Here is a 6,227-nt window from a genome sequence, read left to right as displayed (position 1 = left end):
ATCGTCGACATCGGCCTGCGCGGCTTCCTGCCCGCGTCGCTCATCGAGCTGCGCCGCGTCCGCGACCTCACGCCGTACCTCGGCCAGAGCATCGAGGCGAAGATCCTCGAGCTCGACAAGAACCGCAACAACGTGGTCCTCTCCCGCCGCGCCCTGCTCGAGCAGACGCAGTCCGAGAGCCGCACGACGTTCCTCAACAACCTGCACAAGGGCCAGGTCCGCAAGGGCACGGTGTCCTCGATCGTCAACTTCGGCGCATTCGTCGACCTGGGCGGCGTGGACGGGCTCGTGCACGTCTCCGAGCTCTCGTGGAAGCACATCGAGCACGCGAGCGAGGTCGTCGAGGTCGGCCAGGAGGTCACCGTCGAGGTCCTCGAGGTCGACCTGGACCGCGAGCGCGTCTCCCTGTCGCTGAAGGCGACGCAGGAGGACCCGTGGCAGGTCTTCGCCCGCACCCACGCGATCGGCCAGGTCGCACCGGGCAAGGTCACGAAGCTCGTGCCGTTCGGCGCGTTCGTCCGCGTCGCGGACGGCATCGAGGGCCTGGTGCACATCTCCGAGCTGTCCAGCCGCCACGTCGAGCTCGCGGAGCAGGTCGTGTCGGTCGGCGAGGAGGTCTTCGTCAAGATCATCGACATCGACCTCGAGCGTCGCCGCATCTCGCTCTCGCTCAAGCAGGCGAACGAGGAGGTCGACCTCGACAGCACCGAGTTCGACCCGGCGCTGTACGGCATGCTCACCGAGTACGACGAGCAGGGGAACTACAAGTACCCCGAGGGCTTCGACCCGGAGACCAACGAGTGGCGCGAGGGCTTCGAGGAGCAGCGCGACAAGTGGGAGCAGGAGTACGCCGGGGCGCAGGCCCGCTGGGAGGCGCACAAGGCGCAGATCCAGAAGCAGAACGAGGCCGAGGTCGAGGCCGCTGCGGCGAACACGTTCACCAGCGACGCCTCCTCCGCCGGCCGGTTGGCCGACGACGAGTCGCTCGCCGCGCTGCGCGAGCGTCTCGCGAGCCGCTGACCTGATCGCCACGAAGGGCGGTTCCCCCTCGGGGGAGCCGCCCTTCGGCGTTGCCGGACCACCCGATCCGGGGCTCAGCCGGCGATCGCGGGCAGCGCCAGCAGCACCGGGGGCACGACGACGAGCGCGATCGACGCGATCGGCACCAGCACCCGGACCACGGGGGAGACGGGCGCCGGCGCCAGCAGCCGGGCGACCCTGCGACGCACCGATGCCGGATCGGCTCCGGGCGCGTCGCCGATCGGCTCGCCCGGCCCACCCTCGCCCGCGACGGTCGCGATCGCCCGCGCCAGCACCGGGTCCGGCACGCGCCTCCGCGCCTCGTCGTCCGCGAGCATCTCGGTGAGCAGGCCGACCGCGTCCTGCGCCGTGCTCGCCACGGGGAACCACGGCAGCGCGATCCGCCAGGCGCGGAACGCCACGAGCACGAGCGCGTGGTGCTGCCGCAGGTGGGCGCGCTCGTGCTCCACGACGCCCTGCACCTCCCGCTCGTCGAGCAGCGACAGCAGCCCCGCCGACAGCACGGTCAGGTTGCGGGCCGTCCCGGGGAGGCAGTACGCGATCGGCGCGGCGGCGTCGAGCACGCGGGTGCGCGGCGTCTCGGGCATCGGCGCGCTCAGCATGAGCAGCAGGCTGCGGTGCCGCGCCCGCTGCCGCTCCGTACGGACGACGGTGAGCACCAGGTTCGCGACGAGGTGCGCCCCCAGCAGCACCGCGGAGGAGAGGGCGAGGAACGACGCGAAGGTGGTGGCGGGCGGCAGCTCGCCCCTGCCGACGTCGACCGCGAGGGTGCGCACGGCCGCGACGAGGTGGTCGCCGTAGGGGGCGAGCCCGGCGACGAGCAGCGCCCCGATGAGCGACAGCACGCCGGCGAGCGCGATCGCCTGCCACAGCAGCAGCGCGGTGCCGGGCGCCCGGTCGGGCCACGACGCCTTCGCGACCGCGAGCGGCAGCGGCCAGGCCAGCAGCAGCGCGAGCGCCGCCAGCAGCACCGCCGCGACGATCACGGGGTCAGTCGAGGCCGAGGAGGCGTCTCAGCGCCGCGGTCTCGTCCGGGGAGGCGCGCCCGACGAACCGCGCGAGGGCGGCGGTCCGATCGGTGGCCGCGCCGAGCGCGTCGTGCATGAGCTCGGCGACGTACTCCTCGCGGGCGTGCACGGGGGCGTAGGTCGCGGGCCGCACCGCGCGGTCCCGGGCGACGAAGCCCTTCTTCTCCAAGCGGCTGAGCACCGTCATCACCGTCGTGAGCGCGAGGCCCCGCTCGTCGCCCGTCGCGAGCCGATCCCGCAGATCCGCCGGCGTGAGGGGCGAGCCGGCGTCCCACAGCTGCTCGAGCGCGGTCCGCTCCAGCTCGCCGAGCGACTGCATGCGGTGACCTCCTGGACTACGCGACGTAGAAATGATCCCATGCCGCGAGCCGGTCGCGCGCCCCGGTCAAGGGGTTCCTCCTTCAGGTTCGCGACGTCTCAGTCGGGTGCGCGGACCTCCCGCACGAGCAGGCAGGCGAGCAGCATCGCGCCGCCGACGGCGCCCGCCAGGATCAGGGACGGCCGCACGCCGAGCGCCGCCGAGACCGGCGCCGCCAGCAGCTGGCCGATCGGGATGGCGACGAACGACCCGAGCAGGTCGTAGGAGGAGACCCTGGCCAGCAGCTCGGCGGGCACCCGGTGCTGCATCGTCGTCTGCCACAGGAGCTCGAACACCTCGGACCCGACGCCGGCCAGGAGGAAGACGACGACCAGCACCGCGGTCACGGGCGCGACGCCCAGGACGAGGGCGACCAGCGGGAACGGCACGGTGCAGAGCATCCCGACGAGCAGCGGCCGTCGGGGGCGGAGGCGCAGCGCGACGACCCCGCCGAGCACGAGTCCGGCGGGCAGCGCCGCCTGCACCACGACCCGCGCGGGGCGGCCGATCGTCGCATCGGCGAACACCGGACCGAGCACCAGCACGGCGCAGGCGGAGCAGCAGTTCGAGATCGCGAACGCCGAGACGACCGTCCACAGCCACCGCCGCGTGCGGGACGCGTGCCACCCCTCCGCGAGGTCGTGCACGAACGAGGAGGCCTGCTCGCGGTCCGGGGCGCGGTCGCGGCAGCCCGGCCGTGCGTCCTAGGCTCGGGCGGTGCCCCTGATCGCGCTCACCGGCGGCATCGCGTCGGGCAAGTCGACCATCGCCGCGCGGCTCGCGTCCCTCGGGGCGGTCGTGGTCGACGCCGACGCCCTCGCCCGGGAGGTCGTCGAGCCGGGGGAGCCCGCGCTGGGCGCGATCCGCGGCGCCTTCGGGTCCGAGGTGATGCGGGACGACGGCACGCTCGACCGCGCCGCGCTCGGCCGCCTCGTGTTCGCCGACTCCGAGTCCCGGCACGTGCTGAACGGCATCGTGCACCCGGCGGTCCTGCACCGCTCGCACGCCGCGTTCGACGCCGCGTTCGCCGAGGACCGGCGGGCGGTCGTCGTGTACGACGTGCCGCTGATCGACGCCCGCGGCGTCGGCGAGTTCGAGCGCATCGTCGTGGCCGACGCTCCGGCCGAGGTCCGCATCGAGCGGCTCGTCCGCCTCCGCGGCATGACGGAGGAGGACGCGCGGGCCCGCGTCGCCGCGCAGCTATCCGACGAGGACCGCCGAGCGCTCGCGACCGACGTGATCGACACCTCCGGCACGCTCGAGCAGACGCGGTCGCGGGCCGACGCCCTCTGGTCCCGCCTCCGCCCCTAGCGTCGTCGGGTGGCGAGCACCGCGAGGACGTTGGCGAGGCACACCGCGGCGACGCCCGCGAGCTGCGGCGCGACGAGCACCTGCCGCAGGACCAGGAAGCCGAAGGCGGCCGCCGCGACGGGGTGCAGGCTCTGCAGCATGCCGAACAGGGTGCGCGGCATGCGCCGCAGCACGAGCAGGTCGATCGAGTAGGGCAGCGCGCTCGACAGCACGCCGGTCACCGCACCGACGAGCAGCACGTGCGCGAGCTCCTCCGCCGGCAGGGCGGCGAGCAGGACGACCAGCACCGGCAGGGTGAGCACCGTGCCGGTCAGGCTCGCCACCGCGGTGCCGGTCACGCCGGGCAGGCTGCCGGCGCGCTGGTTCAGCAGGATGTACGCCGCCCACAGCACCGCGGCCGCACCGCCGAGGGCCAGCCCGACGGCGTCGGGCCGGGCGCCCGTGAAGGGATCGGTGATCAGCACCACGCCGCCGAGCGCCAGCAGGCCGCAGGCGACCCGCCCGAGGGCCTCCCGCCGCCCGGTCGCGCGGGCGCCGAGCAGGGCGACCGCCAGCGGGCCGAGGAACTCGACGGTGACCGCGAGGCCGAGCCCGATCCGCTGCACCGCGGAGTAGAGGGAGAAGTTCATCGCGACGAGCACCAGCCCGAGCAGCACGGCGGGCAGCAGTCGGCGCGCCCCGATCCGCCGGAGCGGCGGCCGCGCGATCGCCAGCAGCACCACGGCGGACACGACCTGGCGCATCGCCGTGACGCCGAACGGGCCGATCGCGGGGAACAGCGTCGCACCGACCGCGGCACCCGCCTGCACGGAGGAGGCGCTGAACGCGACGGCCGCGACCGGCCCGGCGGTCCCGCGCCGCTCGGGTGTCACGCCTGCAGCGTACGCACCCCGGACTGTCGGAGGTCCGTTCTAGCGTGGAGGCATGCAGCCCACGCGCGCCGTCCGCCCGTTCGAGGTGATCAGCGAGTACACGCCCAGCGGCGACCAGCCGACGGCGATCGCCGAGCTCGCCGGCCGGGTGCGAGCGGGCGAGCCGGACATCGTCCTGCTCGGCGCCACCGGCACCGGCAAGTCCGCGACGACGGCCTGGCTGATCGAGCAGGTGCAGCGGCCGACGCTCGTCCTCGCGCACAACAAGACCCTTGCGGCGCAGCTCGCGAATGAGTTCCGCGAGCTGATGCCGAACAACGCGGTCGAGTACTTCGTCTCGTACTACGACTACTACCAGCCCGAGGCCTACGTCCCGCAGACGGACACCTTCATCGAGAAGGACTCGTCGATCAACGCGGAGGTCGAGCGGCTGCGGCACTCCACCACGAACTCGCTGCTGTCCCGGCGCGACGTGATCGTCGTCTCCACCGTCTCCTGCATCTACGGCCTCGGCGCCGCGGAGGAGTACCTGGAGGCGATGGTCGCCCTGCAGGTCGGTCAGCGGATCAGCCGGGACGCGCTGGTGCGCGGCTTCATCGGCATGCAGTACCAGCGGAACGACATCGACTTCTCCCGCGGCCGCTTCCGCGTGCGCGGCGACACGATCGAGATCATCCCGGTCTACGAGGAGCACGCCGTCCGCATCGAGATGTTCGGCGACGAGGTCGAGGCCCTCTACTCGCTGCACCCGGTCACCGGCGAGGTGCTGAAGCGGCTGGACGCCGTCTCGATCTTCCCGGCGACCCACTACGCCGCGAGCCCCGCCACGATGCAGCGCGCGATGGGCACGATCCGCACGGAGCTCGACGACCGGCTCGGGGTGCTGAAGCGGGAGAACAAGCTGCTCGAGGAGCAGCGGCTGCGCATGCGCACCGGGTTCGACCTCGAGATGATGGAGCAGATCGGGTTCTGCAACGGCATCGAGAACTACTCGCGGCACATCGACGGCCGGCTGCCGGGGCAGGCGCCGAACTGCCTGCTCGACTACTTCCCCGACGACTTCCTCACGGTGATCGACGAGTCGCACGTCACGGTGCCGCAGATCGGCGCGATGTACGAGGGGGACGCCTCCCGCAAGCGCACCCTGGTGGAGCACGGGTTCCGGCTGCCCTCGGCGCTCGACAACCGCCCGCTCACCTGGGAGGAGTTCTCCGACCGCGTCGGCCAGACCGTCTACCTGTCCGCGACCCCGGGCCGGTACGAGCTCGGGATGGCGGACGGCGTGGTCGAGCAGATCATCCGCCCGACCGGGCTGATCGATCCCGAGATCGTGATCAAGCCGTCGAAGGGCCGCGTCGACGACCTGCTGGAGGAGATCCGCACCCGGGCGGAGAAGAACGAGCGGGTGCTCGTCACGACGCTGACCAAGAAGAGCGCCGAGGACCTCACCGACTTCCTGGGGGAGGCGGGCGTCCGGGTCCGGTACCTGCACGCGGACGTCGACACCCTGCGCCGCGTCGAGCTGCTCACCGAGCTGCGGCAGGGCGTGTACGACGTGCTCGTCGGCATCAACCTGCTGCGCGAGGGCCTCGACCTGCCCGAGGTGTCGCTGGTCGC

The 6,227-nt window shown here is 73.0% G+C and carries 7 protein-coding genes; 3 read left to right on the top strand and 4 right to left on the bottom strand.

Translation table 11 applies throughout. From position 1 onward, the window contains the following. On the top strand, nucleotides 1–1,020 hold a 1,020-nt coding region (locus tag ACFE60_RS16730), incomplete at its 5' end, for a S1 RNA-binding domain-containing protein (RefSeq protein ID WP_375389992.1). A 74-nt stretch (nucleotides 1,021–1,094) separates the two neighbouring features. Here the strand turns inward: ACFE60_RS16730 and ACFE60_RS16725 are convergent. The 3 genes from ACFE60_RS16725 to ACFE60_RS16715 all read right to left on the bottom strand — a co-directional run bounded on the left by ACFE60_RS16725 (nucleotide 1,095) and on the right by ACFE60_RS16715 (nucleotide 3,074). Further along, on the bottom strand, nucleotides 1,095–2,027 hold the full coding sequence (locus ACFE60_RS16725) for a M56 family metallopeptidase (protein WP_375389991.1): 933 nt from the start codon (nucleotides 2,025–2,027) through the stop codon (nucleotides 1,095–1,097). Nucleotides 2,028–2,031: 4 nt separating this feature from the next. Continuing rightward, a complete protein-coding gene (locus tag ACFE60_RS16720; RefSeq protein WP_375389990.1) occupies nucleotides 2,032–2,388 on the bottom strand; it encodes a BlaI/MecI/CopY family transcriptional regulator in 357 nt (118 codons plus the stop codon). A gap of 98 nt (nucleotides 2,389–2,486) precedes the next feature. Beyond that, on the bottom strand, nucleotides 2,487–3,074 hold the full coding sequence (locus tag ACFE60_RS16715) for a hypothetical protein (protein ID WP_375389989.1): 588 nt from the start codon (nucleotides 3,072–3,074) through the stop codon (nucleotides 2,487–2,489). 70 nt (nucleotides 3,075–3,144) lie between these two features. Between ACFE60_RS16715 and coaE the strand changes: the two genes are divergently transcribed. After that, on the top strand, nucleotides 3,145–3,738 hold the full coding sequence (coaE, locus tag ACFE60_RS16710; RefSeq protein WP_375389988.1) for a dephospho-CoA kinase: 594 nt from the start codon (nucleotides 3,145–3,147) through the stop codon (nucleotides 3,736–3,738). Here coaE and ACFE60_RS16705 read toward each other — a convergent pair. Beyond that, nucleotides 3,735–4,610 (bottom strand): DMT family transporter, encoded by an 876-nt coding sequence (locus ACFE60_RS16705; RefSeq protein WP_375389987.1) that lies wholly within the window; start codon nucleotides 4,608–4,610, stop codon nucleotides 3,735–3,737. The genes coaE and ACFE60_RS16705 overlap by 4 nt on opposite strands. 52 nt (nucleotides 4,611–4,662) lie before the next feature. On the opposite strand from ACFE60_RS16705, the gene uvrB reads away from it, so the two are divergent. Then, a partial coding sequence (uvrB, locus tag ACFE60_RS16700; RefSeq protein ID WP_375389986.1) for an excinuclease ABC subunit UvrB occupies nucleotides 4,663–6,227 on the top strand: 1,565 nt, incomplete at its 3' end.

The organism is uncultured Amnibacterium sp. (assembly GCF_964245895.1).
GTDB lineage: Bacteria > Actinomycetota > Actinomycetes > Actinomycetales > Microbacteriaceae > Amnibacterium.
Note: the sequence above shows the minus strand (reverse complement) of the source record. Positions and strands in the feature narration are given on the sequence as shown.

Coding starts and splice junctions, on each gene's coding strand:
- ACFE60_RS16720 (WP_375389990.1), bottom strand. CDS start 2,388: ATGCAGTCGCTCGGCGAGCTGGAGCGGACCGCGCTCGAGCAGCTGTGG.